Source organism: Chryseobacterium cucumeris (assembly GCF_016775705.1).
GTDB classification, from domain to species: Bacteria; Bacteroidota; Bacteroidia; order Flavobacteriales; family Weeksellaceae; genus Chryseobacterium; species Chryseobacterium cupriresistens.
Genome location: NZ_CP068760.1, coordinates 919,662 through 946,439 on the forward strand (window position 1 = coordinate 919,662; position 26,778 = coordinate 946,439).

The 26,778-nt window shown below is 36.6% G+C and carries 21 protein-coding genes; 11 read left to right on the forward strand and 10 right to left on the reverse strand.

The annotated features are described in order from the left end of the window. Window positions 1–2: 2 nt before the first annotated feature. The 6 genes from JNG87_RS21635 to JNG87_RS04090 all read left to right on the forward strand — a co-directional run bounded on the left by JNG87_RS21635 (window position 3) and on the right by JNG87_RS04090 (window position 8,916). Entirely contained in the window at window positions 3–3,812 is a 3,810-nt protein-coding gene (locus JNG87_RS21635) for a hypothetical protein (protein ID WP_238349666.1), read from the forward strand. A gap of 65 nt (window positions 3,813–3,877) precedes the next feature. After that, a complete protein-coding gene (locus JNG87_RS04070) occupies window positions 3,878–6,454 on the forward strand; it encodes a hypothetical protein (RefSeq protein WP_202841858.1) in 2,577 nt (858 codons plus the stop codon). Window positions 6,455–6,485: 31 nt separating this feature from the next. Further along, window positions 6,486–6,776 carry a hypothetical protein gene (locus JNG87_RS04075; protein WP_034691694.1) on the forward strand — a complete coding sequence of 97 codons (291 nt, stop codon included), beginning with the start codon at window positions 6,486–6,488 and terminating at the stop codon, window positions 6,774–6,776. 117 nt (window positions 6,777–6,893) lie between these two features. Next, window positions 6,894–7,814, forward strand: a complete 921-nt coding sequence (locus tag JNG87_RS04080) for a helix-turn-helix transcriptional regulator (RefSeq protein ID WP_137904446.1) — start codon at window positions 6,894–6,896, stop codon at window positions 7,812–7,814. A 53-nt stretch (window positions 7,815–7,867) separates the two neighbouring features. After that, window positions 7,868–8,485 (forward strand): hypothetical protein, encoded by a 618-nt coding sequence (locus JNG87_RS04085; protein ID WP_238349667.1) that lies wholly within the window; start codon window positions 7,868–7,870, stop codon window positions 8,483–8,485. Further along, window positions 8,485–8,916, forward strand: a complete 432-nt coding sequence (locus JNG87_RS04090; RefSeq protein ID WP_114822261.1) for a nucleoside deaminase — start codon at window positions 8,485–8,487, stop codon at window positions 8,914–8,916. The genes JNG87_RS04085 and JNG87_RS04090 overlap by 1 nt, the downstream gene beginning before the upstream one ends. Window positions 8,917–8,984: 68 nt before the next feature. Here the strand turns inward: JNG87_RS04090 and JNG87_RS04095 are convergent, their stop codons facing one another. Then, entirely contained in the window at window positions 8,985–9,512 is a 528-nt protein-coding gene (locus JNG87_RS04095) for a GNAT family N-acetyltransferase (protein ID WP_202841861.1), read from the reverse strand. Window positions 9,513–9,579: 67 nt separating this feature from the next. Next, on the reverse strand, window positions 9,580–10,338 hold the full coding sequence (locus JNG87_RS04100; RefSeq protein ID WP_110009141.1) for a type III pantothenate kinase: 759 nt from the start codon (window positions 10,336–10,338) through the stop codon (window positions 9,580–9,582). A 640-nt stretch (window positions 10,339–10,978) separates the two neighbouring features. On the opposite strand from JNG87_RS04100, the gene JNG87_RS04105 reads away from it, so the two are divergent. Next, window positions 10,979–11,437, forward strand: a complete 459-nt coding sequence (locus tag JNG87_RS04105; protein ID WP_202841863.1) for a hypothetical protein — start codon at window positions 10,979–10,981, stop codon at window positions 11,435–11,437. A gap of 73 nt (window positions 11,438–11,510) precedes the next feature. Here the strand turns inward: JNG87_RS04105 and JNG87_RS04110 are convergent, their stop codons facing one another. The 3 genes from JNG87_RS04110 to JNG87_RS04120 form a co-directional block, all read right to left on the reverse strand. Continuing rightward, window positions 11,511–13,349: a M1 family metallopeptidase gene (locus JNG87_RS04110; RefSeq protein ID WP_202841865.1), complete on the reverse strand. Its 1,839-nt coding sequence runs from the start codon at window positions 13,347–13,349 to the stop codon at window positions 11,511–11,513. Between the two features lie 159 nt (window positions 13,350–13,508). After that, window positions 13,509–14,000: a DUF1572 domain-containing protein gene (locus tag JNG87_RS04115; RefSeq protein ID WP_202841867.1), complete on the reverse strand. Its 492-nt coding sequence runs from the start codon at window positions 13,998–14,000 to the stop codon at window positions 13,509–13,511. Between the two features lie 192 nt (window positions 14,001–14,192). Continuing rightward, on the reverse strand, window positions 14,193–15,884 hold the full coding sequence (locus JNG87_RS04120; protein WP_202841869.1) for a DUF6909 family protein: 1,692 nt from the start codon (window positions 15,882–15,884) through the stop codon (window positions 14,193–14,195). A 173-nt stretch (window positions 15,885–16,057) separates the two neighbouring features. Between JNG87_RS04120 and JNG87_RS04125 the strand changes: the two genes are divergently transcribed. The 4 genes from JNG87_RS04125 (at window position 16,058) to JNG87_RS04140 (ending at window position 21,274) form a co-directional block, all read left to right on the forward strand. Beyond that, complete coding sequence (locus JNG87_RS04125) at window positions 16,058–17,383, forward strand: hypothetical protein (protein WP_110009135.1); 1,326 nt, start codon at window positions 16,058–16,060, stop codon at window positions 17,381–17,383. Further along, on the forward strand, window positions 17,373–17,777 hold the full coding sequence (locus JNG87_RS04130; protein WP_110009134.1) for a hypothetical protein: 405 nt from the start codon (window positions 17,373–17,375) through the stop codon (window positions 17,775–17,777). The genes JNG87_RS04125 and JNG87_RS04130 overlap by 11 nt, the downstream gene beginning before the upstream one ends. A 252-nt stretch (window positions 17,778–18,029) precedes the next feature. After that, window positions 18,030–20,225, forward strand: a complete 2,196-nt coding sequence (locus JNG87_RS04135) for a glutamine synthetase III (protein WP_110009133.1) — start codon at window positions 18,030–18,032, stop codon at window positions 20,223–20,225. 338 nt (window positions 20,226–20,563) lie between these two features. Beyond that, window positions 20,564–21,274, forward strand: a complete 711-nt coding sequence (locus JNG87_RS04140) for a C40 family peptidase (protein WP_202841871.1) — start codon at window positions 20,564–20,566, stop codon at window positions 21,272–21,274. Window positions 21,275–21,460: 186 nt separating this feature from the next. Here the strand turns inward: JNG87_RS04140 and JNG87_RS04145 are convergent, their stop codons facing one another. The 5 genes from JNG87_RS04145 to mreC form a co-directional block, all read right to left on the reverse strand. Next, window positions 21,461–22,042 (reverse strand): pentapeptide repeat-containing protein, encoded by a 582-nt coding sequence (locus tag JNG87_RS04145; protein ID WP_202841873.1) that lies wholly within the window; start codon window positions 22,040–22,042, stop codon window positions 21,461–21,463. 87 nt (window positions 22,043–22,129) lie between these two features. Beyond that, on the reverse strand, window positions 22,130–23,359 hold the full coding sequence (gene rodA, locus JNG87_RS04150; protein WP_202841875.1) for a rod shape-determining protein RodA: 1,230 nt from the start codon (window positions 23,357–23,359) through the stop codon (window positions 22,130–22,132). Then, window positions 23,356–25,401 carry a peptidoglycan D,D-transpeptidase FtsI family protein gene (locus tag JNG87_RS04155; RefSeq protein WP_202841877.1) on the reverse strand — a complete coding sequence of 682 codons (2,046 nt, stop codon included), beginning with the start codon at window positions 25,399–25,401 and terminating at the stop codon, window positions 23,356–23,358. Before JNG87_RS04155 ends, rodA begins: the two co-directional genes overlap by 4 nt. Next, window positions 25,398–25,904, reverse strand: coding sequence for a hypothetical protein (locus JNG87_RS04160; RefSeq protein WP_002982456.1), 507 nt, complete (start codon window positions 25,902–25,904; stop codon window positions 25,398–25,400). Before JNG87_RS04160 ends, JNG87_RS04155 begins: the two co-directional genes overlap by 4 nt. Beyond that, the gene (mreC, locus tag JNG87_RS04165; RefSeq protein WP_202841879.1) at window positions 25,897–26,751 is read right to left on the reverse strand and encodes a rod shape-determining protein MreC; all 855 of its coding nucleotides are present in this window, start codon (window positions 26,749–26,751) and stop codon (window positions 25,897–25,899) included. Before mreC ends, JNG87_RS04160 begins: the two co-directional genes overlap by 8 nt. Window positions 26,752–26,778 lie beyond the last annotated feature (27 nt).

Here is a 26,778-nt window from a genome sequence, read left to right on the forward strand (position 1 = left end):
CCATGTCAACAAATAATACATCAACAGTAAAATCCGCATTTACTGTCGGAAAATCCTTAATAGGAGAAGGAATTATTAACTACAAAGAAACAAACCCTATGAATACCAATAACGCATCACAATCACTTTTCAGATTTGTAAGTCTGAGAAACCCTCAATTAACAGAAATTAAAGACAAAAACTTAGGATTTATCCACAGACCTAAAGGAGTAACCGGTGTCTTTGATACAGCAGTCGTTGGAAGACCTGCCAAAATTTTAAAATTTACAGCCATGAAAAGGGCTGCCGGTGAGTTTAACAATTCCGGATTCGAAAGCGAGAAGAAAATCGAAGAAGGAGCATTTAAAGACCTTCTGATGATCGGAAGAAAGCTTTCTAAAAAAGAAACATTAGAAAGCGCTGACTGGACGTTCGTTACGGATTATTACAAAAGCCTTATTAATACCAACAGACAGCTGAACGCAGAAGGAATTGCTATATTTTCCCAGCTTTGGAATAATTATATTTATCAGATTGTTACCCAGGGAGATTTCTATATTAAAGAAGCCATCAGCCACATTTTAATGGCTATTCAGCTTGGTTTTGCCAGCAACCAGGACCTTACAGATCAGGAAATCATCAAAATTAATGGAGAAAAACCATTGGAAAAAGCAATGGATGGAAAAATTATACTTCCTACCATTCTATTTTCAGAGGATACAGAAACGGCATCTTTAGTTTCATCTGCAAACGCTGAAGGTTCCGAACCGGCTTTGGCAGCAAGAACGGTTCAAAGATTAGAGTCTGAAGCAAGAGCTTCTTTTGTATCCAGCAAAGCGATCCACAGAAAAGAATCTCTGAACACACTGAATTCCGAGCTGGAAAAACTTCAGAAAAAGTTCTATAAATCCAGATATCAGGCCTACCAGGACGAGTATTCCAAATATATGGCAGAAAACAAAGAGCGTTTGGAACTCTATGACAGAAAGCTGGCCGAAGTAGACAGTAAAATCACTCCGGACATGTCCGAAGAAGAAAAAGAACGTCTTTACAGCACTTTGAAAGAATATGAAGTTGCTCCTTTCGTATTTACGTACAAAAATGAAATCAATTTGGAAGATTTGCAGGCAAAGCTTTCTCCAGAATCTTTCGACCTTTTTGTAGAACTTTTCGGTGAATCTACAACCAGCTTAACTTCTGTGGCAGAAGATACAGACAGTCTTCAGATCCTTTCGCACGACACCTTAAGAATGGGTGCTCAGACCATTGTTCTTGATGATGAGATTGAAAGCTATGCTGATGCTTTATTTGTTGTAAGAAACAATATCTCTGCTTCCATGGAGACCGCACTTCAAAATAGTCCTCTTCCGGAACAACAGTATGCCAATATCGGCGGAGCTTCAATACCTCTTATTCAGAATACAGCCAGAACACCGATGGCATACAGCTTATATGCTCACAGTGCTTACGTAGTAGCAGGCAGCAGAGGATTTGTTAATTTTTCTTTTGAAGTTGAAGATGTTTCGTGGAGCGTTGCCAATGCTAAAATTACGGCTACAACAGATGCTGCCGGAACTTTCGAAGAAAATTACAGCAATATTTCTGTAGTTGATAATAAAATTACCTTACCTGCGGCTTTGGTAAACAGATTCAGAACCAGCTTTAGTTTCAAAATAGAAATTATTTTTGATAACGGAAGCCAGGCCTATGGAGAAATTGCCACACAATATCTGAAAGAAGACTTAAATCTTACCGGAATGCTGACTTTAAAACGTGCAGCAGTTGAAAACCCAGGTACACCTGAACCAGGTACAACCCAAAAACGTAAAAACTTCGGGATCAAAAGATTGGGAGTAGCAGATTATATGAAGGTCGTGCAAAGTGTTCACGCTTATGTTCCGGGAGAGGTTTCCAATATTGAGAACGTTATGGCAAGCGAACTGAGACATAAGTCTTCCGTTTCCAGAGAGTACTCTGAAATTACGGATACAACTTCCAAATCTCAGGAAACAGAGAAGATGTCAGACACTTCCAAAACTTCCAGAACGGATATGCAGACCGAAGTTGCGAAAGAAATTGAAAAGCAGCAGAGTATTTCTGCCTACACAAGATTCAGCTATGGAAATGACAGTGCCATGAAGTTTGAAATCGGAGCAGATTATGCCAATAACTCAGCACAGCACGACAGTACAAGACAAGCCGTAATGAAATCTCAGGAAATTACAGAAAGAGCAATGGAAAGAGTTCTTACTAAAATTTCAGAAGAAAGAGTACAGAAAATCATCAAAGAATATACGGAAACCAATGTTCATGAATATGATAACAGAGGAAAGGTAACCAACACTGATAATGCTGAAGCTGCACAGCCTAAACACATTACCGGAGTTTACAGATGGATCGACAAGAAAATGAAAAACCAGATCTACAACTATGGTAAGCGTACAATGTTTGAATTTATGGTTCCTGAACCTTCAAGATTACACCGTCTGGCTCTTACTGTTGCCAAAGCTCAGGTACTTAAAGCTCCTGTAGATCCAAGAAAAGCACCGGAACCATGGTTAATGGCAGATCCAAAATCGGCAACGATTGTACAGATCCAGCATTGGGCTCAGGAATACGGAGTAACTTTAGAGGCATTCCCGGAAGCAACCAAACAAGTAATTCATACTGCTTCCAGCGTTCCTCAGACAAATGATGATTTTGGAATTGACTATACACAGTTTACCATCCCGGACAATTATGCCGGAAAAAATGCAAGCTTTGCCTGCAGATCAACCAGAAACAGAGGTGGTGGATGGTCAGGGTCACGTTATTCTGAAGTGATGTTCTCTAACTTAAAAGGAGATATGATTGGCCGTTCTGAACGTGGTGGAGACCTTAATTTTGACGACGGGTCATCTGGTTTCAATATCACAGGTAATGTATCTTTCCAGGTGAAGGGACACAACGTAAGAAGTTATACCATCAAAGTAGTGGTAAACTGTGAACTGAGCGATGCCTTTATCAACAAGTGGAAAACAGACAGTTTCAACGACATTATTAAAGCCTACGAAGCTGCTTATGCCAAATTCCAGGAAGATCAGGCAAGATTAGACGCAGAGCAAAAAGAAAAAGAAGCTCAGCTTAAAGAAAGACAGGATACTTTCTATCGATATATGGAACATGATGTCTTAAAGCACAACTGTATCGCTTATTTATTACAGGATTACCTTTATACGTTAGGCCAGGAAACAACCAACGGTGCCGATGAGAAAACAACCATGGATAATTTCCAGGTATACCTGAATGAAAATCTGGACAGATATACAGCCCTTGCCAAGTTTATGGAACAGGCATTCGAATGGGAAATCATGGATTACACCTTCTATCCTTACTATTGGGCTAACCGTAAGAGCTGGCAGGAATTCTATATCAGCGAAAGTATGGACCCATTGTTCAGAAGTTTCCTGCAGGCAGGTATGGCAAGGATTATCGTTACCGTAAAACCAGGTTTCGAAGCAGCTGTTCAGTTCTTCCTTGAAACAGGATTGATCTGGAATGGCGGTTCTGTTCCGGTAATCGGCGACCCAATGTATATGAGTATTGTGGACGAAATGAGACAGCCTACCGGAGAACCTCAGGGTAAATACTGGATCACCAGAATCCCTACTACCCTAACGATCCTTCAGGATAAATCTACAGGACTTCCGGTAAATCAGCCATTACCGATTTTCCCTGAAAATGCCCCTGAGAATTGTGAAAACCCATCAGAATTGGAGTTTGAAACAAGCTTCAGATTGGATGAAGATGCACAGTTACAGCATGGAGAAAAAGACACCAGCACTTTAGGCTAATATTTATTCAACAAAATGGCGGTTAATCCGCCATTTTATTTCTCATAACATTAAAAACTAAAAAGATGAGCACAATAAAAGCATTAAAAGTTCCAAAAATACAGGATATTTCCTCTCCATCTCAAATCATAAAAGCAATTCCTCCGCTAGGGCTACCCCCAAAAAAAACTGGTAAATATTCAGAAGATTTTTATGGATTAGAAAGAAATGAAAAAATTGATTTTTCTAAGATAGTTAAATACTTGAAGACTGGCACAGAAGAACCTTTAGACTGGACTAACTTTATTGCCCCAACAAAAATAATTAATGAAAGTGTTGTAATTGGTACAGATGGTGTGGTTGATGTAAAGAGAAAAGTTAATGAGACAATTCCTTTTTCTTATATCAACTCTTATAAACAGAAAATTACAACATCGATTAGCTGTGGTATCAATAGAAAAATAGATAATATTGACAGTACAATATCAATATCTTTTCAAATTGACAGCAACCAAGAACAAATTAAGTGTAAGGCAGCATACTTTTATAAAAATACAGAACATTATCGGAATTCTGTACAGTCAACAACTTCAGAAAATGCATTTAGCATTAATGATAAATATGTTGGCATTATGTTTTTCAGTGAAAACATTACGGATATATATTACTTAATCAAAGAGATCCAAGGAGATACCCCTGAATGGTTTCAACAATTAATTAACAACAAATATATTCCATTAATTGAAAGGACTACAGATATTAAACAACTTATTTGGTTATATGAAAACGCCCCTGATTTCACATTATCCAGCTTAAAACCTGAAGTCTTATGGAAAAACATTTGTTCTTTTTACAGCTATGATGTAAACGGTTTTTTCAGCTTTGTAAGAGATGCCAGTCCTGCGTTAATGAAAGCATTATTTGCATTTAACACTCCTCAACGAATCTCATTTTTGATGCAACAATTCAATAAAAACCAAAGTTTTGTAGTTAACCTCTATCATGCTTTGGATGATGAGATAGCTTTTATGGGCCAGGAGGTTCCTTGTAGAATGGCCTTTATAAGTATCATTAATTCATTCTCTCATATCGCAAAAGATAATTTCACTTTTACTAATCATCTTTTTTCAGTTGGAAAAAAATCTTTTGTAAGTCTGGAAAAAATAGAGTCCAATCTAAAAGAGGATAAAAACAAATACTATGTTCAACAAAAATATATTACAGACGAACAATTAATAGATACCGGAAGTGTTATCATGGATATTGGTAGTAATACCATTACAACAAGAGCAATAAAACTAAATCCACTTGATATTGTTATTGTTATAGAAGAAGAAACTCAAAGTCTCTTATTTGTACCTGCATTGTTTCTCTATGATAAACAGCATCAGAAAAACATGGAAGGACTGGCCAGTGCAATCAGAATTGGAATAAACATGCTGGCGATTGCATTAGCTGTAGAAACCCTTGGAACAAGTTTATTAGCTGCTGAAGGAGCCAGCTCTATTACATTTTGGGGAATGTTAGTAGCTGTAGACGGAGCCATCGCCTTAGGAGATTTGGGAATTCAATTAGCCAAAGATAACCTAACGAAAGAATTTCTGGATATATGGGAGAAAATTTATAAAACAGCAGGTTATGCAACAGCTACAACAGCCGTAGTACAACAATTATACAAAATAGGGGGAAAGATATTAGCCGAAGAAACCAGAGCAGAAGTAAAGAATTTTGTAATGAGCTGCATGGTAAAAGTAATGCTTGAAAGAGAAATTTCTAACTTTACCAAAAATACATTTAAGGTACTCCTGACAAACAAGGAATTAATAGATGCAACAAGAGGTCTTGTAAACGAAGCTAAATCAAAAATGCTAAATAAATATGGCATGTTCCTTATAGAAGGACAGTTCAAGACTCAAAGAATTGTAAAAAATAAGGTTGTAGAAGAAGTTAATAACGAGATTGCTATAGTATATAAAGGTGAAATAATTACAAGAGCTCAAAAATCCGAGTTTTATAAAGAGGCCAACAAGCTGTTGAAGCACCTTAATAACCCAAAGGAATTTATTAAAGCAGCTGAAGAACTTCTTACATATGGTAAAATATATCCTACAAGTAATTTAAAAGATTTACTTACTGAAGCAGAAGCTTATAATAAATATGGGGATTGGGGTAGAAGCCTCGTAGAAAAGGTGAATATAGATGCTGCCAAAATTCTTTCTACTTTCGATGCTGGTGTTATTTTCGAAAAAACAATGATAAGTGGTTTCATTTATGTAAAAAATGGAATAAGGTATATTTCAACTGAAACCAATTTTTTGAAAGCAGAAATAGGAAAAGGAAAAGGTGAAGTATATAAAAACTTCATTGATAATATCCACCCTACTCTTAAAATAAGGTTGGAAAAGCATATTGCCCGTTTAAAAATGAAAGGGGTTCCTGCTGAAGAAATTGACATATTAAGGGCTGGTGCAATGGGGTCTCATGGAGAGATCAGAGCATTAGATAGGCTGTTAACTACTATTGATCCTGAAGGAAAACTGGGAGAAGCAGTCTTTCATGATATTATCGGATACAACAGATATTTAAGAATTGCCGATAAATTACAACCTCCATGTGTCCATTGTTATTATTTAACCTCAGGAATTAGATTCATGGGATTTTAATAAATTTGTTTAATACATTAATCGAATAATCATGGCATTAAAAATAAAAGAAAGCGAGTTAACATGTAACCGTTTAGACGGCGGAGGAGTTCCTATATATTATCACAATGGCAGCCCTTTTACAGGTATTGTTTTACGATACTATGACACTGGCGAGCTTTTTTGCGAAGAGGAATATAAAGATGGCTATCAGGAAGGATGGTTCAGATCTTATCATAAAAACGGTAAAAAATACACAGAATACAAAGCCCATAACAACGTAGAATACGACGGCACTTATAAAAAATGGGATGAAAATGGTAATTTGACGGCATCCTTCTAATAAAAATAGAATAAATAAAAAATAAAACACGACACGTTTTGTCGCATGAACCGCATATATTTGTCTTATAAAACTTTACCATGAATGCAGCGTTGCTGCACCCTAAAAAATAGAGAAATGAAGAAAGATTTTTATCTGACAAGATATGCCTTAATTATTAAAAGATTAGAAAGTTCTCCGGCTACCTATTCACAGCTGGAGGACTATCTTTTAAACTCTTTTGAATTCCAGGATGCGGGAATCAAGAGCTACTCTATCCGTACCCTGCAGAGGGATATCCGGGAGATTTCCGATCTTTTTAACCTCTCTATTCACAACAAAAAAAAGGGTGACAACCGGTATTATATCGAGAGCCGCCCGATTATGGAAGTAGATGAATACAATCAAAAACTTCTTGAATCTTTCCAGGTAAGCAACGCCCTGAATCTTCATCCGGACTTTTCAGATTTTATCTTTTTTGAAAGCCGCAAACCAACCGGTGTGGAACATTTTTATGACCTGTTCTTTGCGATCAGAAATAAAAGAGTTGTGAGTTTTGAACACTACAATTACAAGAACAAACTGATGACCTCCAGAAAAGTGCATCCTTTGGCTTTAAAAGAATCTAAAGACCGATGGTATCTTATTGCTATTGATACCAAAGACAAAGTTTTAAAATCATTCGGGCTTGACAGGATCAATTATCTTGATGTGGCTAAAAATCAGTTCAGGGAAAAATACAAATACAACTTCAGAGAGCACTTTAAAAATGCATTCGGAGTGATGAACCTGACAGAACAGAATCCGCAGAACATTGTATTGAAATGCAGCCGCCATCAGGGAGAGTACATCAGAAGTTTCCCACTTCATCAGTCACAGAAAGAAACCAAAGAAACGCCGGAAGAGATCTATTTTGAGTTCTTCCTCCACCCTACTTATGATTTCATGCAGGAAATTCTTTCTTACGGAAAAGAAGTAACCGTTCTGGAACCGAAAACCTTAGTTGAAGAGATCCGCAATCATTTACAGGAATCTTTGAACCGTTATCTTGAAAGCTGATCATCAGGAATATATTTCATATTTTTTGTTATATTTACATAAATATACCATTATTGAAAACTTTATTCATTGGCATCAGCTGCTTTATCTCTTCCTTTTTTCTCGCACAGCAGAAAGAAGAGTTCAGGCTTGTAAAGAGTTATTATAACCAGCACAGAAATATGCTGAATAAAGAGTTTAAAAAGAAATTTGATGCAGAATCCAATACGGTAAAAAAAGCTGCGATAAAGGGAGACTTCCTTTTCTTCATGAAAAAAATGGATAGCATTGAAAACAATGCTCTGATCGGAGCTTTATTAAAAGTCAGGAATCTGGAGGACCTTCAAACCATCAAAAATCCCAGGCTCACCTCATCTGAAAAGTTTGCAGATGCTGAAAAGATTGCGGATTATCCCGGAGGTATCAATTCTTTAAGGCAGGAAGTCGCCAATCTGCTGTATGTTGACGGAGTATATTCTAAAGAGAAGATGATAAAAACGGATGTGGATTTTATTGTTGAAAAAGATGGAACAGTCAGCAATGTTCATGCACAGGGAGATAATTTTACCTTTAACAGACAGGCAGAAATTGCTTTATATTCTCTGGTGGAAAAATTTTCCCCGGCAATGCTGAAGGGCGACCCTACTATTTACCGCTTTAAACTTCCTTTAACTTTAACGATAACAGATTAATGTTTACCGACGAATATTATATGAAAATGGCGCTGCAGGAGGCAGAGGCCGCTTTAGAAAAAGATGAGGTCCCTATCGGATGTGTAGTGGTTTCCAACAACCGGATTATTGCAAGGGCCCATAATCTTACTGAAACACTGAACGATGTGACTGCCCATGCAGAAATGCAGGCCATCACCTCTGCTGCCAACTTTCTGGGAGGGAAATACCTGAAAGACTGTACGCTTTACGTAACGATGGAACCGTGTGTGATGTGCTCAGGAGCGCTTTCCTGGTCTCAGATTTCCAAGGTTGTTATTGGAGCGCGTGATGAGCAGAGAGGTTTTATCAACAAACATCTTTCTCTCCACCCTAAAACAGAAGTTATTACGGGAATCATGGAGACGGAATGCTCTTCTATTGTTAAAGAATTTTTTAAAAGTAAAAGATAATTAAAAACAAAAGCCGGAGGATAGTGATATTCTCCGGCTTTCAATTTTATAATAGTAAGACAATCTCTTTAGTCTTTTAAGATACAATATCTCACCAGATCAAAATATTCTCCGTCCTTTTTCACTTCTTTTATCAGAACAGCCTCCTGCTCCATTCCTACTTTCTCCATAATTCTTCCGGAAGCAGGATTGTGAGGAAAATGAGTAGCAAAAATTTTATTCAGCTTCAATTCATTAAAGCCAAAATCTATTATTGCTTTTGCAGCCTCGGTTACATACCCTTTGTTCCAGTAAGGAATTCCTATCCAGTAGCCAAGTTCAGCTTTGTCATCATCTCTGTCATGCAGCCCGATAGCTCCTATGATCTGATCCTCTTTATTCCGGATAGCAAACGTATACCCTGTATTATTTTCAAAAGCTTCTTTTGACATTTTCACCCAGGATCTGGCATCATTTTCCACGTATGGATAAGGAATATTGGAAGTAAGATCAGAAAAAATCCTATGCTGAAGAAGTTCAACGATAAAAGGAATATCCTTTTCTTCCAGCTGTGAAAGGATCAGTCTTTCGGTTTGTAGTACGGGAAATTTTTCCATTATATTAATTGTAAGATTGAGGAACTAAAGTATCAGCTGGATCCAACCTCAACCTTAATCATTTAATTTATAAATCTTTTCCGAGGAAATACAGACCTTTCAACGTATGAAGCCTGTCCATCACATGGATCTTATCCGTAAGGGGTTTGTAAACATGGGAAACACCTCCCGTTGCTACTACAAAACAATCGTCATTCACTTCTTCGTTGATACGGCTGACAAAGCCTTCTACCATTCCAAGAAAGCCATATACCATACCACTCTGCATACAGGTTACCGTATCCAGTCCCAAAACAGATTTGGGTTTCTTCAGTTCGATATCCGGGAGCTGTGCAGTCTGGTTGATCAGCGAATTCAGAGACGTAACAATTCCCGGTGCAATAATTACCCCTAAAGTTTCTCCTGTTTCAGCTACACAGCTTGCTGTAAGGGCTGTTCCGAAATCTATGACAATTTTCTTTCTGTTCGGGTACAGATTGTGTGCAGCTACAAGGTTGGCATAGATATCTGTTCCCATCTGCTTAGATTTTGCTTGTACTCCGGAAGGAGTATTTCTGTCAACAATCACAGGATTTGTTCCATGAATTTTTTTGATCCCTGAGCTCATTACTTTGGTAAGCTGAGGTACTACGGATCCGATAATTACCTTATCAATCTCTTTCGGATCAATTTTATAGGTTTGATAGAGCATCAGCATCTGTACATAAAGTTCATCTGCTGTTCTGTAAGGTTTTGTATTGATGACCCACGAAATATCACAATTATCGCCATTGAAAAGACCAAATCTGATATTGCTGTTTCCTACGTTTATTACGATTGAATTCATTGACATATTTTTCAGAAGAAATTCATTATGTATAATTGAAATTCCTACTAGAGTTTGAGGGACTAAATTTAATCATTTTTATAAAAACTACCCCCAATCTCCCATAAATTACAATGAACTTAATAATATCATTCATAGAATTCTCGGGGATCCGAAACAAACCTGTTTATAATCTGCACAACTCATTAGGAAGTTACAAATACTAGTGTTTTAGTCTTCCTGAGACTTCGGGAGGTTTAAAACAAGCTTGGGGGAGACTTCCGGAGATATCCGAAATGTTCCTGCAAGCTGCGGGAAACCAAATGAGGTTTCCAAAAATCTCTCGAAGGTCTGTTTGTAGCAAGACGAGATACATTTTAATTACTATGAGACACTTTGCTATCCACAGCATTCGTGGGCTTAAAAATATTTTAAAAAGTGTATTGTTAATTGATCAAAAAAAATTATTCTTGTAATAAGAATTTAAAAACACAAAAATGTATAGAAATTCAAAAGTGATAATATATTTTTTATTTCTGCTAATTGGCTTTAGTATGAAGGCACAGTCAAATTATACATTTGATTATAAATTTCTAATAAAAAGCAGTCTTAGCCCAATAAATCACAATTCCTCATAAGCTCTGAAAATCAAAACCATATCATGTATCAATATCAAGACAAAACAGCAAAGATATTTGATAATGAAAATAATAAATTTATAGAACTTCATCACAAAACAGAGTTTGACAAGAATATTTATCAATTCATTTCATCTCAAAAACTTACTGGAAGTCATTTTATAATTGATAATATTACCGTTGAAAAAATCGGAGAAAATAAATATTTAATAAAATGTTTCCGCAGTTTTGAAAATATTAAACAAGTGATTAAAATAACTGTAAAGTTAAAACCTTGGGATAAGGATTTAATCCGATTTTATTATTCAGACTTGGGTGGTGATGTTGATAAAAGGCTTATCTCAAGTTTAAAAGAAAAACTGAATGGAAATTATCATTACATTATAGAAAGTCATACTATAGATTATAAAAATGGATTTAAGATGACTAATTCAATAAAAGAGATAGAGAAAATTAAATTGCAAATAGCACTTCAAAATTAGAACAAAAGTGCAGAATATGCTATAGTCAAAACAAAAAGAGCTATCTCAAAATGAAACAGCTCTTTTTTATTGATTATTTTACTTCAACAAAATTATTTTCCATATTCACATCAGCAATTCTCTGGCTGAAATCGATTCCCAGGACAGACAATTGAGATTTTGTGTAAGGAATAGTAAGGGTATATTCTTTCTGAGTCCATGGCCAGTAAGGCATTGTTTTAAACTCACCATAGATATCTTTTTCTTTCCATGTATGGGTCATATTCATCGGAATCTGATAGGTAACGACTTTCTTATCGGTCGTCATCACACCAAAATCAATCGGCATCGGAACCTGGCCATTATTAACCAGGGTAATGGTGGTAGATTTCGCATCATACTTTACATCCTTAATTCCGTAATCGATAGTTTTTGTCGTATTGATCCAGTAATTATGGAACCATTTCAGATCCATCCCTGAAACTTTCTGTGCAATGTGAAGGAAATCCCTGTCTGAAGGATGCTTCATACTCCACAGGTCATAATATTGCTTTAAGGTTTCGGCAAGATTCTGCTCTCCCATAATATATCCAAGCTGCACCAGATACAATTCACCTTTTACATAGGATGCATAAGTGTAAGACGTTCCGTTATCATGATGATCTCCCAACCAAACGGCAGGTTCTTCAATTCCTTTTTTAACGAAGTTTCTGTAGGCATCCAATCTTTCAACAAAAGGATTCGGAAGATCTTCAGGGAATAACTGATACATGGTATAGCCTTCCGCATAGCTTGTAAAGCCTTCATCCATCCACGGACGTACAGATTCGTTAGTGGCAAGCATCTGCTGATACCATGAGTGAGCTCCCTCATGAGCCATTAATCCCATCAAATCTTTAACACTTTTAGCTTCCCCTAAAATCATAGTACACATCCCGTATTCCATTCCGCCGTCTCCTCCCTGGATAAATGCATAGGTAGGATATACATATTTCCCGAAGTGAGCATTCATGATCTGGAAATATTTCGTGATATAAGGCTGAGATTCACCCCATGCTTTCGTTTTATCATTTTTCTGATACACCAGGTATACTTTCGGGCCTTCCGGAACATTGAAGCTTTCTACAGAATAATCTCTGTCTGCACTCCATGCGAAATCAAGGATATTTTTTGCGGTCCATTTCCAGACCACTTTTTTGTCTTTTTCTGTTTTTATTTTGGCATTGGCATCGTAGCCTTTTACTTCTGTTGGATTTTCCAGAATTCCTCCTGCTCCTACGACATAATCTTTGTTGATTTTAATGGTAACATCAAAATCGGAGAAAGGTGCATGAAATTCTCTTCCCAGATAATCGAAAGTGGCCCAGCCATCATAATCGTATTCAGCAATTTTCGGATACCACTGCGTCATGGTCATGTCTACTCCTTCTCTGTTGTTTCTTCCGCTTCTTCTGATCTGCATAGGAATCACAGCATCCCAATCCATTGTAAAGGTAGTCGTAGAATTAGGTTTGATAGGTTCTGCCAGATACACTTTCATAATGGTTTCCTGAACTTCAAACTTAAGGTCTTTCCCGTTTTGCTTAATCCAGTGGATATTCTGAGCTCCTTCCTGATCTTTTGGAATGGAAGCGAGTCTTGAAATACCATCTTTCTGCAGTCTCCCGTCCCCATTTTTTCCCTGGGAAGCCACTCTCTGATCCATCATGGAATTAGGTTTGAAAGCATTCCAGTATAAGTGGAAATAAACCACATTCAGCTCATCGGGTGAATTATTGGTGTATTCTAAAGTTTGTTTTCCCTGATAGGTAAATTTTTCAGCATTGACATCAATATCCATCTTGTACTTCGCAGCCTGCTGATAATAAGCTCCTTGCTGAGCCTGAAATTGTGAAATGATAAACGCAAAAATGATTGCAGCCGATTTTCTCATTTAAAATTTTATTTTTTCTAAAGGTAGGTAATTTATATAAGAACCTCAAATAGGAGTTATCCCGAGGTTTTATTCTGTTTATTATGGTTTTAGATGGAAATTAATCTGAATTGTTAAATTCTTTTTTGAGCTTTCTTTCAATAATCCGATTTACAGTTTTTAAAAGTTGCTTCTCCTATTTTCATATGTTTTTAATATTTTTTTGATTAAAGTAATCTGTCCCAGATGATAATAGCTGTGTTCAATCATTCCATCGATATTTCTTCGGTAAGTTCCATATTTTTCATCAACGAAAACCTCATCCAGTTGGGAATCCGGCATCTGTTCCAATAATGTGGCAAACTTTTCAGAATCCGTCCAGAGTTTACTCAGCAAGTCTTCCCATTGTTGCTGAGATTCTATGGGAGGAAGATCAAAACTGAATTTGTCTTTAATCTCAAGAGCTCCTCCTTCAAAGACATTGATAATACCTGCAATATAATAATCGATGTGAAAAGTAAGCATCGCAATGGTATTCAAAGTATCTACTTTTGTTACCGCCTGTTCCCAGGTCACCTCTGAAAGCTGATCTTTAAAATTGGTATTGGCGATCCAGAAACCATCCAGCAAAACTTCTCTGAATCTTTTGGCGAGTTGTGAAACTGAACTCATGAATATATATTTATGTTTCCTAAAGATAGGTTTTTATTTAAACACAAATTTCACCAATGAAAACCACTATTTTAAACACAATAAAATAGTGCAATTTGTGAAATAAATTCGTGATATTTGTGTTTAACTAATTACAAAAAAACCTCAAATACAAAAGTATCTGAGGTTGATATTATAATGATTGAATTACAATTATTTTTTAGCCGAAGCTTCTTTCTTACCGCTTCTTAAAATCTTTTCAAGGATTCTTAAAGTGATCAGATACGTTGGTTTTACTCCTGTAAGACCCAGGCCTCCTGAAGACAGTGTGCTTCCCGTTTCCAACGGATTATCCGATGCATAATAAGCATACATGACAAACAAATCCGGTGAAATATGGTGTCTGATCTTGGATGCTACCTGAATAGCTTTCTGGTAGTGTGCTCCTTCCATTTCAAGACCAATAGCTTTCCATGAAGTATTCATAAAATAGGAAAGGATATCTTTATTCTGGAGAGAGGTTCCCAGCACCGTAATCATTGGTCCTTCAAAAGCTTTTAATTCATCATCTTTAAAATCTTCCAGTTTTAAGGCATTTTCAAAAGGATAGTTATCTGCAGTTCCTTCGAAAATATGAGAAGTAGGGATCATGATATCACCTTTCGCTCCGGTAAGAATACCTGCTTTACCCATGATGGAAACGGATTTTACATGCATCATGTATACTTCTCCTTTATGTTCAAAAGGTCTCAGCAATTCGTCCATTACTTCGAAAGCCTGCTCTCCGAAGGCATAGTCAAAAACCATTACTACATCATCACTTGAGAACTTGATGTCTGCAAATGGTGTATTTTTCAGATCTGTTTTGCTGAGGTCTATAATCTGAACGTCAATATTACTTCCACTCTTGTCAGCAATATGAATCATCCCTTCCTCCAAAGCATATTTTAAAACTTTATCACGAAGTTCTTTCTTATTGGAGATCTCTTCGTACAGTTTATAATCTACCTCGTGGTGCTGCTTCTTTTTAAGGGCATTATTGGCATACAGCATATTTTTCACCGAGTGCATATTGGCTGAAATAATGTGTAAAGGACGCATATGAAGATTGTTTTCAAATAAAACTTCCTTCACTTTGTTTGCCCATTTTTCTCCAAAATAATGGTGCCCTACTCTTTCTTTCAATATAGAACTGAAATGAATTTCTCTTTCTCTGCTACCTTTTGCATCATCAAGACTTACTTTTCCTAAGTTGTAAATGATTTTGAACAGACGGTCAGGATTATGATCGTCACCAAAAGTATTATAAGCTCTTAAAGTTTCATCAAAAGATCTTCCTATTAAAGAAGAAAGATGAATAAGTGCCACTTCTTTTTCTTTTCTGCTGAATTTCTTTTCTCCCTTCACTACTTCTTCAATAATTTTGAAGGCACGTGTCGGTTTCCAGTTTTCATCCTGGATGAATGCCAGATTACGGATTTTATCAGCTTCTATAAACAGGAAGGTAAGGTGGGTAAGAATGTCATAAATTTCAGAACGGCCCAAAAGAACCTCAATATTCATCTGGTGTTCGTCTATTCTATAACAGTTTCTTCTTCTTTTCTTGGGAACAATAGGTTCGAAACTTCCTTTATCAAACCCTTCATCAGATGTAAGATGAATAAAAGCACATTCTTCAATTCCTTCCGGAAGTCTGTCCAGTACATACATCAAACCGTCCAATTCCAATTTGCTCGGAATATTCATGGTTCCATAAATTTCCGGATTGATGGTCTTTAACAAACTTCTGATACTTTCTCCTGAAACTCCGCCCGGCTTGAAAAATCCTCTATAAAATAAGTGTCTCATAGAGATGTATAGTCTTTCAATAGCCTCTGTTGTTTCTCTTGCTCTAGAATTTGTCATAAAATAAATTTCACACAAATATACAAAATCTTTGCCCACTTTATTTTAACTGTCTTTTAACAAGTCGTTTAAAACATATCCTTCAGGCTGATGCCTATTTGTTTTTAATACGTCGAGATTTGGCGTCTTCCAAGCCTAAGTTTGTCATATATTCATAATTAAAACATATACAGATGAGCTATCCAAAAAGATTAGGGTTACATACCCAATATCCATCGATGAGAATTTCAAGTCTTGCAGAACAGGAAATATTAACAGTAAAAGATAGGGAAGACGCAGATGTTCTCTTTCTCAATAAAACAGAGCTTAATACGGTAAAAACTCTTTTTCAGATTCGTAATGCAAATTATTACAGAAAATATATTAAGCCCATTCAGTTATCTGATTATTCTACAGATATTTTCCCAAAAGAAAGAGTCTTTATTGTGGGAAAAATTTTTCCGGTAATTAATATTCTTTTCAACTACGTAGGGGTAAAAGATGTGGAGCAAAACATCAATCCACTTGTTATAGAAATTGTAGAAGGATCTTCTAGAGTAAAATACTTTGATTCTGCCATACATCATTCAAAATACATTAATATTGATGGGGGTAAAATTAAAATACTCCTTCCCAAAAATTATGTTGGTAATAATTTTCCTCAGTTGATGTATGATTTCCTCACCAACAAAAATTCTGTAGAAAAATATATTGGAGGAGAATTTCCCGATTATGAAACATACAAACTTGCTTTACGAAACAAAGCTATAAAAATAGAAGACTGGAAAGGACAGGATGGTTCATGGCTGACAAAAGACAGGGCAGAAAATAATGATACCTGGAGAAGAGCCTATTCTTATATTATTGAACACAAAATACCAGGAAGACTTGCCCCTTTCAAACAAATTTATGATTTTTACGAGGGCGTGGACTGGAATATTAAAAATCGATTCGGGCATGATGTAAAATGGTGCAAAGGCGCTAAAGGATTGGTAAAAGCATTATCAAACTCACTGGAAGGAGGGAATAGTTTTCTAGCAAATGATGTTGAAACTATTTTAAATGAATTAAATTTAGGGATCTGTGATTTTGCAATAACCAAATTTCATGAGCTTATGTATGGTCAATATGCTAAAACTCCTTTAAAAGGAGACGCCGCTTACCTCTGGGATAAAGAATTTATACAACATGAGCAAGGGGTTGTAGCTCCTCCCATTTATGGAAAAACAAGTTCATCAACTATATCCAGGTTTCAGAATATGGCAGACAAAGACCCTCAGGGTGGATGGCATGGAGCCGGAGCTCAGGCAATTAGTTGGTTCAACGACATTGTTCCGGCATTCGATGATTTTACACCTAATGCTAAAGTAACAGATTCACAGTTTAGAATAGACTTACCGTTATTAATGCTATATTTATACAAGCATAAACCAAAATGGTATGGGTTCAAGGGCAAACTAAATCCAGATGGAACAGTCAATAATGAAATTGTAAAAATTATTAAACCTTATGAAAAATAAATTAAACAGAATTTCTCTTTTTTGGAAAATATGGATTTGTCATATCTTTATATACTTTCCTATCAGAGCTTTATTTTTTTTGTTTCAGCTTGATGAAGCACCAAACCTTACCCAAATTATTAAATCAATTTTAATATCCCCTTTTGCAGGAATCTATGGATTATTTGATAAGTTCCCTTTGGTAATTCTCCTTCAAATGCTGACCATGTTCTTTGTAAACCAGGTGATTTCTTCTAAAAAAATATTACCATATCTCTTCATAACTTTTGGAACTCATGTTTTATTCTATGTATTTGATGTTTATGATATGGATTATTTTAGGCCTTTTCTCTATTCATTTTTTATTTTTCTGCCTATATTTTTATTTATTTTCAGAAAAAATCTCAAAAATTAAGTTAAATAATTGTAATTTTAATTTGATATATCCTGGAAGACAGCAAATACAATTGCTCTTTGCACCGTCCGGACAATTAGCTTCCATACTCCAAGTCCTTCTGAATACAAAACCACAAAACACCCCTGTAAAAAAACACCAAACAATTGTTTAGATTATATAAAATTTCAAACAACCCCTAAAATTTTTAGGGTTAAAATATTTTCAATTCATTTTTTTTGTAAATTTGCGCTGTAAAAAATCAACCCAATTATGTCAACCTTAAGATTCAAAGCATTAGAAACCCTTCCATTTAAGGATTTCAGAAAAGACAACTCTGTTGAGATCCCTGCGAAATTATCAGAGCTATTCTGTAAAAATGTTTTCTCAGAAGAAACCATGAGAGAATATTTAACAAAAGAAGCATTCGGTTCTATCATGGATGCTATTAAAAAAGGAACTAAAATTCAGAGACATATTGCAGACCAGGTAGCTGTAGCGATGAAAGACTGGGCAATGAGCAAAGGTGTAACACACTATACGCACTGGTTTCAGCCTTTGACGGGTACTACTGCAGAAAAGCACGATTCTTTCTTCACTCCAATCGAAGGAGGTAGAGCCATTGAAAGATTCAGTGGAAACATGCTTATCCAGCAGGAGCCGGATGCATCATCTTTCCCTAACGGAGGTATCAGAAATACTTTTGAAGCAAGAGGTTATACAGCTTGGGACCCTACGTCTCCGGCATTCATTATGGGAACTACATTATGTATTCCTTCCATCTTCATTTCTTATACAGGAGAAACGTTAGATTATAAAGCACCTCTTTTAAGAGCTTTGAACGCTGTGGATGAAGCTGCAACGAATGTAATGCAGTATTTTGACAAAAATGTAACGAAGGTAACTCCTACTTTGGGTTGGGAGCAGGAATATTTCCTTGTTGATTCAGCATTATACCAATCTCGTCCTGACCTTGTATTAACAGGTAAGACCTTATTAGGACATTCTCCTGCAAAAGGACAGCAATTGGACGACCACTATTTCGGTTCTATTCCTACGAGAGTAATGAACTTCATGAAAGAGCTGGAAATCGAATGTATGAAATTGGGAATTCCTGCCACAACAAGACATAACGAGGTTGCCCCTAACCAGTTCGAGCTTGCACCAATGTTTGAAGAAGTGAACGTTGCGGTAGACCACAACTCTCTGTTGATGGATATTATGGCAAGAGTAGCACACAAACACCACTTCCACATTCTTTTCCACGAGAAACCATTCGCTGGAGTAAACGGAAGCGGAAAACACAACAACTGGTCTTTAGCAACAGATACTGGTGAAAACCTGTTAAGCCCTGGAAAAAATCCAAAGAAAAACTTACAGTTCCTGACATTCTTTGTTAACACCATTAAAGCGGTTCACGAATATGCAGATCTTCTAAGAGCAAGTATCGCTTCTGCAAGCAATGACCACAGACTTGGTGCCAACGAAGCGCCGCCGGCAATTATTTCCGTATTCATCGGAAGCCAGCTGTTCAGTGTATTGGAAGAACTTGAAAAGGTAACCAGCGGAAAATTATCTCCGGAAGAGAAAACAGAATTAAAATTAAATGTAGTTGGTAAGATTCCTGAAATCCTGTTGGATAACACAGACAGAAACAGAACTTCACCATTTGCATTTACAGGAAATAAATTTGAGATCAGAGCGGTAGGTTCTTCTGCAAACTGTGCAGAGTCTATGACCGTAATGAACACAATTGCAGCTAAACAGCTTAATGATTTCAAGAAAGAAGTGGATGCTTTAATTGAAACCGGTCTTAAGAAAGACGAAGCGATCTTTAATGTATTGAGAGAATACATCAAGCAGTGTAAAAACATTATGTTTGAAGGTGACGGATATTCTGATGACTGGGCGAAAGAGGCTAAGAAAAGAGGATTGAACAACCTTAAGACGACTCCTGAAGCTTTAAAACAGGAAATGGACAAGAAATTCCTAGACCTTTATGAAGAGATGGGAATTTTCAACCACAGAGAAGTTGAAGCGAGAAACGAGATTAAATTAGAGAAATACTCTACTGTAATTGATATTGAAGCAAGAGTGCTAAGTGATATCGCCAGAAATCACATCATTCCATCTGCATTAAATTATCAGAACAGATTAATTGAAAACGTAAAAGGTCTTAAAGATATCTTTGGTGATAAAGAATTTAAAACGCTGGCAAAAGAGCAAATGAGTTTAATTACAAGCATTTCTGAAAATGTTTCTAAAATCAAGCTTGGTGTTGAAGATCTTATCAAAGCCAGAGAGGCTGCAAAAACCATATCAGACAGCCAAAAACAGGCAGAAAACTATTGTAACAAAGTAAAACCATTATTTGATCCTATCAGAGAAGCTTCTGATGCTTTGGAAATGATGGTGGATGATGAGCTTTGGCCAATGACAAAATACAGAGAAATGTTGTTTACCAAATAACACCTGTAAAGTTCCATATTAGTTTAAATTCCCCGGAAAACCGGGGAATTTTTTTGTTTTTTTAACAGCACTGAAAATTAAGACTTTGAATCACAAAACGTGATATATAGAAGAAAATCGAAGAAGTTTGTTAAAGAATCTTAATAAAAAAAACCGCACACTTACCAAAAACAGGCTGTTGCGGTTTATTTTTCTTTAACATATGTAAATTATATGTTAAAATGTGTTAAAATAAGATCCTGACAATTATCATATCAGGGGTCTTTTGCTCGGAATCTCTACTTTTGTAATGCTTTTGAAAATAAATATTCCTTTTTAACACGGATAATCAAATATATATGAAGAAAAGAGTTTTGTTTTATTTAGTTGCTTTAGTCTCTACAGTTTCATTGCAATCGTGTGCTACAAATTATGTGGTTTCAAAACCAGCAACTTACACAAAAGAATACAAAACAGATGCCAAACTAGCTTCTATAGATAACAAAAAAATGGAGCAGGATAAGCAAAAACTTATCGACTCATTCCTTGCAGAAAAGGCGGCATCTATCGCTAGTGCTAAAAAAGCAGTTAAGAATTCTGAGATTGCAAAAGCAATCAAACATAATAAAACCATTGACGGTATCCTTGAAGAAGCTGAAACATACCTTGGAACTCCTTACAGATATGGAGGAACAACCAGAAACGGTATAGATTGTTCAGCTTTTGTTCTTTCTGTATTCGGAGCAGCAGCAGGTCTTAGCTTACCCAGAGTAGCGGCGTCTCAGGCTCAGGAAGGTGAAAGAGTAGAAAGAGGAGAACTACAGAAGGGAGATTTGATTTTCTTTTCTCATGGAAGAAGAATTTCTCACGTAGGTATTGTAGAAAGTGTTACTGAAGAAGGTGAGATTAAATTTATCCACGCAGCAACATCAAAAGGAGTAATGATTTCTTCACTGAATGATTCTTATTGGGGACCTAAATTCAGATTCGCAAAAAGAGTGATCAACGAAGAAGGAGAAGCTTACAATAACTTAGCAGCAGCTACTCTTCCTACACCCGCAAATTTTTAATTTTATAAATAATTGATTTAAATAATGAAGCCATCAGAATCCTGATGGCTTTTTTATATACACTATTTCGACTAAATTCCAGCTAAGCCAGGTTAAATATTCAAGAAGGAAAAAAACGGGCTAAAACCCCTCTCCTATTATTTTAATATTGATAATTTATAAGCAAACAGAACTTAACCAAAGATATCAACTGTTCTTATCAATTTCAATATCCAGCTTATATAACAGTCCATGGATCTCAGAAAGCGAAAATCTGGCCTTTTTAAGCCTATTTAAAGCCGGATCTATCGAATAATTAACCGAAGTCCGGAAATCTGCTTTTTCCAGGTTTGTGCCGTCAAAAACAGCGCCCGACAGATCGCAGTTACTGAAGACTGCATTGGAAAGATCACACTCACTGAAATCTACCTCAATTAATTTTGAATTTTTGAAAACAGTTTTTTTAACGGATGTCTGATAAAAAACGGAATTGTTTAATGAACTTCCATCAAAAGTAAAGGATAATCCGAACGCATTGCAGTCATCAAACTGAAGTCCGAACATTTTACATTCTTTAAAGACAACCCGGTGAAATGCTGTTTTGATCAGTTTTACCATACTGAGACTGCATCCGATAAATTCACAGTCTGTAAAGCTGAAACCGGATAGGTTTCCGTATTCAAAATTACAGTTTCTGAACGTACAGTTTTCGTACTCACTTTTTTCTAAAGGAAGTTGCGTGAAATCTTTGCTCCCGAAATCTTCGTCTGAGAAATAGGATTGTTTCATACAAATTGTTGATGAAGTTGATTTTGAAGATGAATGATCAGCAGAACAATGATAAACTTCCATCATCCAGCTTCCAAACTCCCTCTTTTACACCAAACTGTTCTTATCAGAGTAATTAAGTTTAAAGAAAATAAAAGTCATCATAGAGAATGCCAGTAAAGAACTTCCTCCATAACTGAAATAAGGAAGCGGAATCCCAACTGTCGGGAAAAGCCCCATTACCATTCCCAGATTGATTGAAAAGTGCATCAACAGAATCGAGGCAAAGCAATATCCGAATACACGGTTAAAAGTTGATTTCTGCTGCTCTGCGAGATAATATATCCTTCCGATATAGACCATATAGCAAAAGATAAGAATTGCACTTCCTAAAAAGCCCCATTCTTCCCCAACTGTACAAAAAATATAATCGGTTTCCTGTTCCGGTACAAATTTCCCCTGGGTTACAGAGCCCTCACGGTATCCTTTTCCCCAAAGCCCGCCGGATCCGATCGCTGTTTTGGAATATAAAAGATTGTATCCTGAAGTATCTCTGAATGCCTTTTCCCCTTTGTAAAGAACTTCAATTCTTTCTCTCTGGTGCTTGGGCAATTTCTCTAAAATATAAGGAGATCCGAAAGCGAGTCCGCACAGTAAAAGAATAGAGCCTGCAATTCCTGAGATAGAAATCACATCCCATGACATTCTATGATAATTCATTGCAATCAGCACACCGGCAATCACCAAAACTGCAACCGCAACATAAACAGGAGGAATAGCCAGTGAGATCAGGAAAACTCCGGCAAAAATAAATCCTATACCAAATAAAAGCCCGCTCAGTCCTTCTCTATATAAAGCAATGAAAAATGCAATAAATACAAGCATGGAGCCCACATCCGGAATAGCAAGAACTACTGCTGCCGGAATACCAACAATGGCTAAAGTAGTCCATAAAGACTTTCTGTTTTTAAGATTAAAATCAGGTCCTGAAACATAATTAGCGAGCATTAAAGCGGTTCCTATTTTGGCGAACTCCACTGGCTGCATGGTAAAACTTCCGAATTTATACCAGTTCTTCTGGCCAAGGATTTCTTTACCAAACGGAAAAAGCCCTATCAGCAGCAACACACCGCCAATATAAATAATCCCTGCCATATTCTCGAAGAATTTACTTCTGCTGACAAAGATGATAAGCCCCACAAATAATGAGATACAGAAAAAGATCAACTGTTTCTCACCCAGTTTCTGGTCCACACTGTAAATATTTGCAATCGCGAAAATGCAAAGCAGGAAATACAGCCCAAGGCCAAGTTTATCTATTCCTTCTGTCCATTTCATTGCTTCGCAGTTTTTTTAGCAGTGTTATTCTTTTTAGTCTCTTCGTTTATTTTCTTTTGCAGCTTAGCCTTTTGCTGTTTTACCTGCTCCAGACTATCTTTTATTCTTTTCTGTCTGATTGAGTCAGGTTTAGGATCAATATATAAACCTTTACGTTTCAAATCAGCAATCCACTGCCTTTTGTATTCAGGCATGAAACTCGAGGTAATCATTTTTTTGTAAAGATGCTCTCTTTTCAGATCACCTGTAATATATTTTTCAGCAATCACGGTACAGGCTGGTCCTGCCCAGGTCGCTCCAAATCCTGCATGTTCCATTACCGCTACTACAACAATTTTAGGTTTATCAGCAGGAGCAATCAATACAAAGATGGAATTATCCTTTCCTTGCGGTACCTGTGCGGTACCTGTTTTTGCCAGTTGGGTAAAATCATTGGATTTCAGCCCTCTTGCAGTTCCTCTTAAAACTACAGCTTCCATTCCTTTTAAAACAGGTTCAAAATGTTTTGGATCAACCAGAGTTTTGTGTTTCACTTTAAATCTTGGGTCTGGATTTGGCTTTCCGTCAATTGCTTTTACGATATGAGGAGTATAATACCATCCTCTGTTAGCAATAGCCGCTACATAATTGGCCAGCTGAATAGGAGTTACCAAAACATCTCCCTGTCCCATTCCGTTATAAATGGCACCCGTAGACATTTCATCCCAGTTTTTAAAATCAGTTCTCTGGGAACCGCTTGCCTTCATGATCGCTTTAAATCTTTTCTCGTAAAAATCTCCTGAAGGTATTCTCCCCTTTGCTCCAACAGCAAAGTCATTATTTAAAAACTCCCCAACTCCGAAACTGCTCATGATTTTTTTCCACTCATCAACACCTTTTGAAGGGTTTCCCGGATATTTCTTGATAATGGCAATAAATGCGTAAGTGAAAAAACAGTTACTCGAAACCTGAATGGAAGGGATAAGCGGATCTGCTCCACCATGGCCTTTAATTCTTTTTCCTTTGTAGAAAAATCCGCCGCCACAAGGGAAGATCGTTTTCTCATCCATCACACCCATCTGCATGGCTGCTAAAGCAGTCAGCAGTTTGAAAGTGGATCCCGGAGGATATCCTGCCTGCAACGCACGGTCAAAAGTAGGTTTATTTTCATAAAGCGTATCTTTTGATAGGGCATATAGGTTTTTTGATTTATTAGGGCCTGTAAAAAGGTTCGGGTCAATGTCCGGTCCGGTTGCAGCGACTAAAACTTCTCCATTATTAGGATCTAACGCTACAATTGCACCATGTTTGTTGACCAGCATTTCTTCAGCTGTTCTCTGAAGATCATAATCAATGGTTAACGTAATATCCTTACCGGTAATCACATCTTTATCTAAAGACCCGTTCTTATAGGAACCAATATTTCGAAGCTTGATATCTTTCTGGATATATTTCACCCCTTTTACCCCGCGAAGTTCTTTTTCGTAAGATTTTTCAACCCCTGTTTTCCCGATGAAATCTCCCGGTAAATAGTAGAGAGAATCTTTTTTAATATCTCTTTCATTTACCTCACTGGTATAGCCAAGAAGATTTCCGGATGTGGAAACTTCGTACTGACGCTGAGGTCTTGATACAATATTAAATGCAGGATACTTAAAAATAATTTCCTGAACTCTGGCAATATCTTCTCTGCTGAGGTCCTTAATGAAAGTCATAGGGGTCAGCTTTGAGTAATATTTTTCTTTTTTGATAACATTGATTTTATTGATAAAATCCTGTTTTGTAATTTTCATTAAACTACAAAAAGCCAGCGTATCAAAATCAGGCTTCATCAAAGCCTGGGTAAACGAAATTTCATAAGCAGGCTGGTTTCCCACCATGATTTTACCATTTCTGTCAAAAATTACCCCACGCTGTGGAATAACATATTCTGTTTTAATGGAGGTGTTGGCCGCATTCAGTGCATAGCGGTCTGTAAACAGCTGCAAATAGGCAAGTCTCGCCACAAAAATAAGGGCGATGATAACGAGAATGGAAAAAATTTTTAAATAACGTGTGTTCAAACTTTTTGTTTGATTTTAAATATTAATGCGTAGATGACTATAAAGATAAATGAAATTACACTTGTTACCAACACATTAAATAATATTTCAAAAAACCTGCTGAACTTAAAGAACTCGATATATTGTACTAAAAGCTGATGCAGGAAAATACTTGAAAATAAAAACAGCAAAAACTGCGCCCATTGAAGGGACTGAAATGAGAAAAAGTCTGTAGACGTATCTGTGGAAGTCCTGAAGATCAACGTTCTGAAATAGGCAATTAACGTTGTTGCAAATGCATTGATTCCCCACGAATAAAGAAAACCGTCAATAGACAATCCTATTAAAAAGCTCAATGCCAGGAATTGAAATTTGTTTCTGAAAAACGGATAGAACATGACAAATACAGGATATAATACCGGAGTATATTTCCCGAAAAGAGTAATCCTGTTCAATACAAATATCTGTAATGCAACAAGAAAGATCATGATCAATATATCGGTAAATAAAGTCCTGCTAATCATTTTCCTTTTTTATTACAGCCTGCATAGTGTCCTGAATCTTCTGCACTTCTGCTTTCTTAAGATTCTTCACTACATACACTTTATTCAACGCTCCCATTTTTTCACTCAGCTCTACGGAAATATCCCAGAAGCCGGTTTTATTATCTACAGAGTATCCTGCAATGGTACCAATGGTAACTCCCTTAGGGAAAATAGCAGATTTACCGTCTGTAACAACAGTATCGCCTACTTTCAGGGCCACATATTTTGGAATATCTGCCAGGTGCATTACCCTTGAGTTATCTCCATTCCATGTTAAAGTACCAAAATACCCTGAGTTTTTAAGTGCTGCATTAATTCTGATCTTGTTAACACTTAACACGGATTGAACCAATGCATAACTATCTGTAGAATTGATTACAATTCCCGCAATACCTCTCGGCGCCATTACTCCCATTTGAGGAAAGACACCGTCTCTGCGTCCGCGGTTGATTGTAAAGTAGTTGTTTCTTCTGTTGATACTGTTGAAAACAATCTCTCCATCAACAAAAGTATAGATCTGCCCTCCACCAATGGTATCATGAACTCTTTTAAAAACAGGATTCTTTGACCCGTCTTTTCCATAGAGCTCAGTCATAAGGGCTTTATTCTGAACCACAAGATCTTCATTGATCTGTTTTAGCTTCAGATAAGAAACTCCTTCGTCAATATATCCGGACACCCAGGAATTGAACGCAGCCGTCTGGCCCGCAATCCAGGATCTCTGCATGGCATTTCTTGAGAATATCAAAACCAGAGCAATAATTTGCAGGAATATAAAGAAGACGAAAAGAGTATTCTTCGAAAATAATCTCAGCAAAAATCCCATTCAGATATAAAGTCGTAAAAAGTTAAA

Excerpts from the sequence above, each read along its gene's own strand:
- JNG87_RS21635 (WP_238349666.1), top strand. The coding sequence starts at position 3 with ATGTCAACAAATAATACATCAACAGTAAAATCCGCATTTACTGTCGGA.
- JNG87_RS04070 (WP_202841858.1), top strand. The coding sequence starts at position 3,878 with ATGAGCACAATAAAAGCATTAAAAGTTCCAAAAATACAGGATATTTCC.
- JNG87_RS04075 (WP_034691694.1), top strand. The coding sequence starts at position 6,486 with ATGGCATTAAAAATAAAAGAAAGCGAGTTAACATGTAACCGTTTAGAC.
- JNG87_RS04080 (WP_137904446.1), top strand. The coding sequence starts at position 6,894 with ATGAAGAAAGATTTTTATCTGACAAGATATGCCTTAATTATTAAAAGA.
- JNG87_RS04090 (WP_114822261.1), top strand. The coding sequence starts at position 8,485 with ATGTTTACCGACGAATATTATATGAAAATGGCGCTGCAGGAGGCAGAG.
- JNG87_RS04095 (WP_202841861.1), bottom strand. The coding sequence starts at position 9,512 with ATGGAAAAATTTCCCGTACTACAAACCGAAAGACTGATCCTTTCACAG.
- JNG87_RS04100 (WP_110009141.1), bottom strand. The coding sequence starts at position 10,338 with ATGAATTCAATCGTAATAAACGTAGGAAACAGCAATATCAGATTTGGT.
- JNG87_RS04105 (WP_202841863.1), top strand. The coding sequence starts at position 10,979 with ATGTATCAATATCAAGACAAAACAGCAAAGATATTTGATAATGAAAAT.
- JNG87_RS04110 (WP_202841865.1), bottom strand. The coding sequence starts at position 13,349 with ATGAGAAAATCGGCTGCAATCATTTTTGCGTTTATCATTTCACAATTT.
- JNG87_RS04115 (WP_202841867.1), bottom strand. The coding sequence starts at position 14,000 with ATGAGTTCAGTTTCACAACTCGCCAAAAGATTCAGAGAAGTTTTGCTG.
- JNG87_RS04120 (WP_202841869.1), bottom strand. The coding sequence starts at position 15,884 with ATGACAAATTCTAGAGCAAGAGAAACAACAGAGGCTATTGAAAGACTA.
- JNG87_RS04125 (WP_110009135.1), top strand. The coding sequence starts at position 16,058 with ATGAGCTATCCAAAAAGATTAGGGTTACATACCCAATATCCATCGATG.
- JNG87_RS04130 (WP_110009134.1), top strand. The coding sequence starts at position 17,373 with ATGAAAAATAAATTAAACAGAATTTCTCTTTTTTGGAAAATATGGATT.
- JNG87_RS04135 (WP_110009133.1), top strand. The coding sequence starts at position 18,030 with ATGTCAACCTTAAGATTCAAAGCATTAGAAACCCTTCCATTTAAGGAT.
- JNG87_RS04140 (WP_202841871.1), top strand. The coding sequence starts at position 20,564 with ATGAAGAAAAGAGTTTTGTTTTATTTAGTTGCTTTAGTCTCTACAGTT.
- JNG87_RS04145 (WP_202841873.1), bottom strand. The coding sequence starts at position 22,042 with ATGAAACAATCCTATTTCTCAGACGAAGATTTCGGGAGCAAAGATTTC.
- rodA (WP_202841875.1), bottom strand. The coding sequence starts at position 23,359 with ATGAAATGGACAGAAGGAATAGATAAACTTGGCCTTGGGCTGTATTTC.
- JNG87_RS04160 (WP_002982456.1), bottom strand. The coding sequence starts at position 25,904 with ATGATTAGCAGGACTTTATTTACCGATATATTGATCATGATCTTTCTT.
- mreC (WP_202841879.1), bottom strand. The coding sequence starts at position 26,751 with ATGGGATTTTTGCTGAGATTATTTTCGAAGAATACTCTTTTCGTCTTC.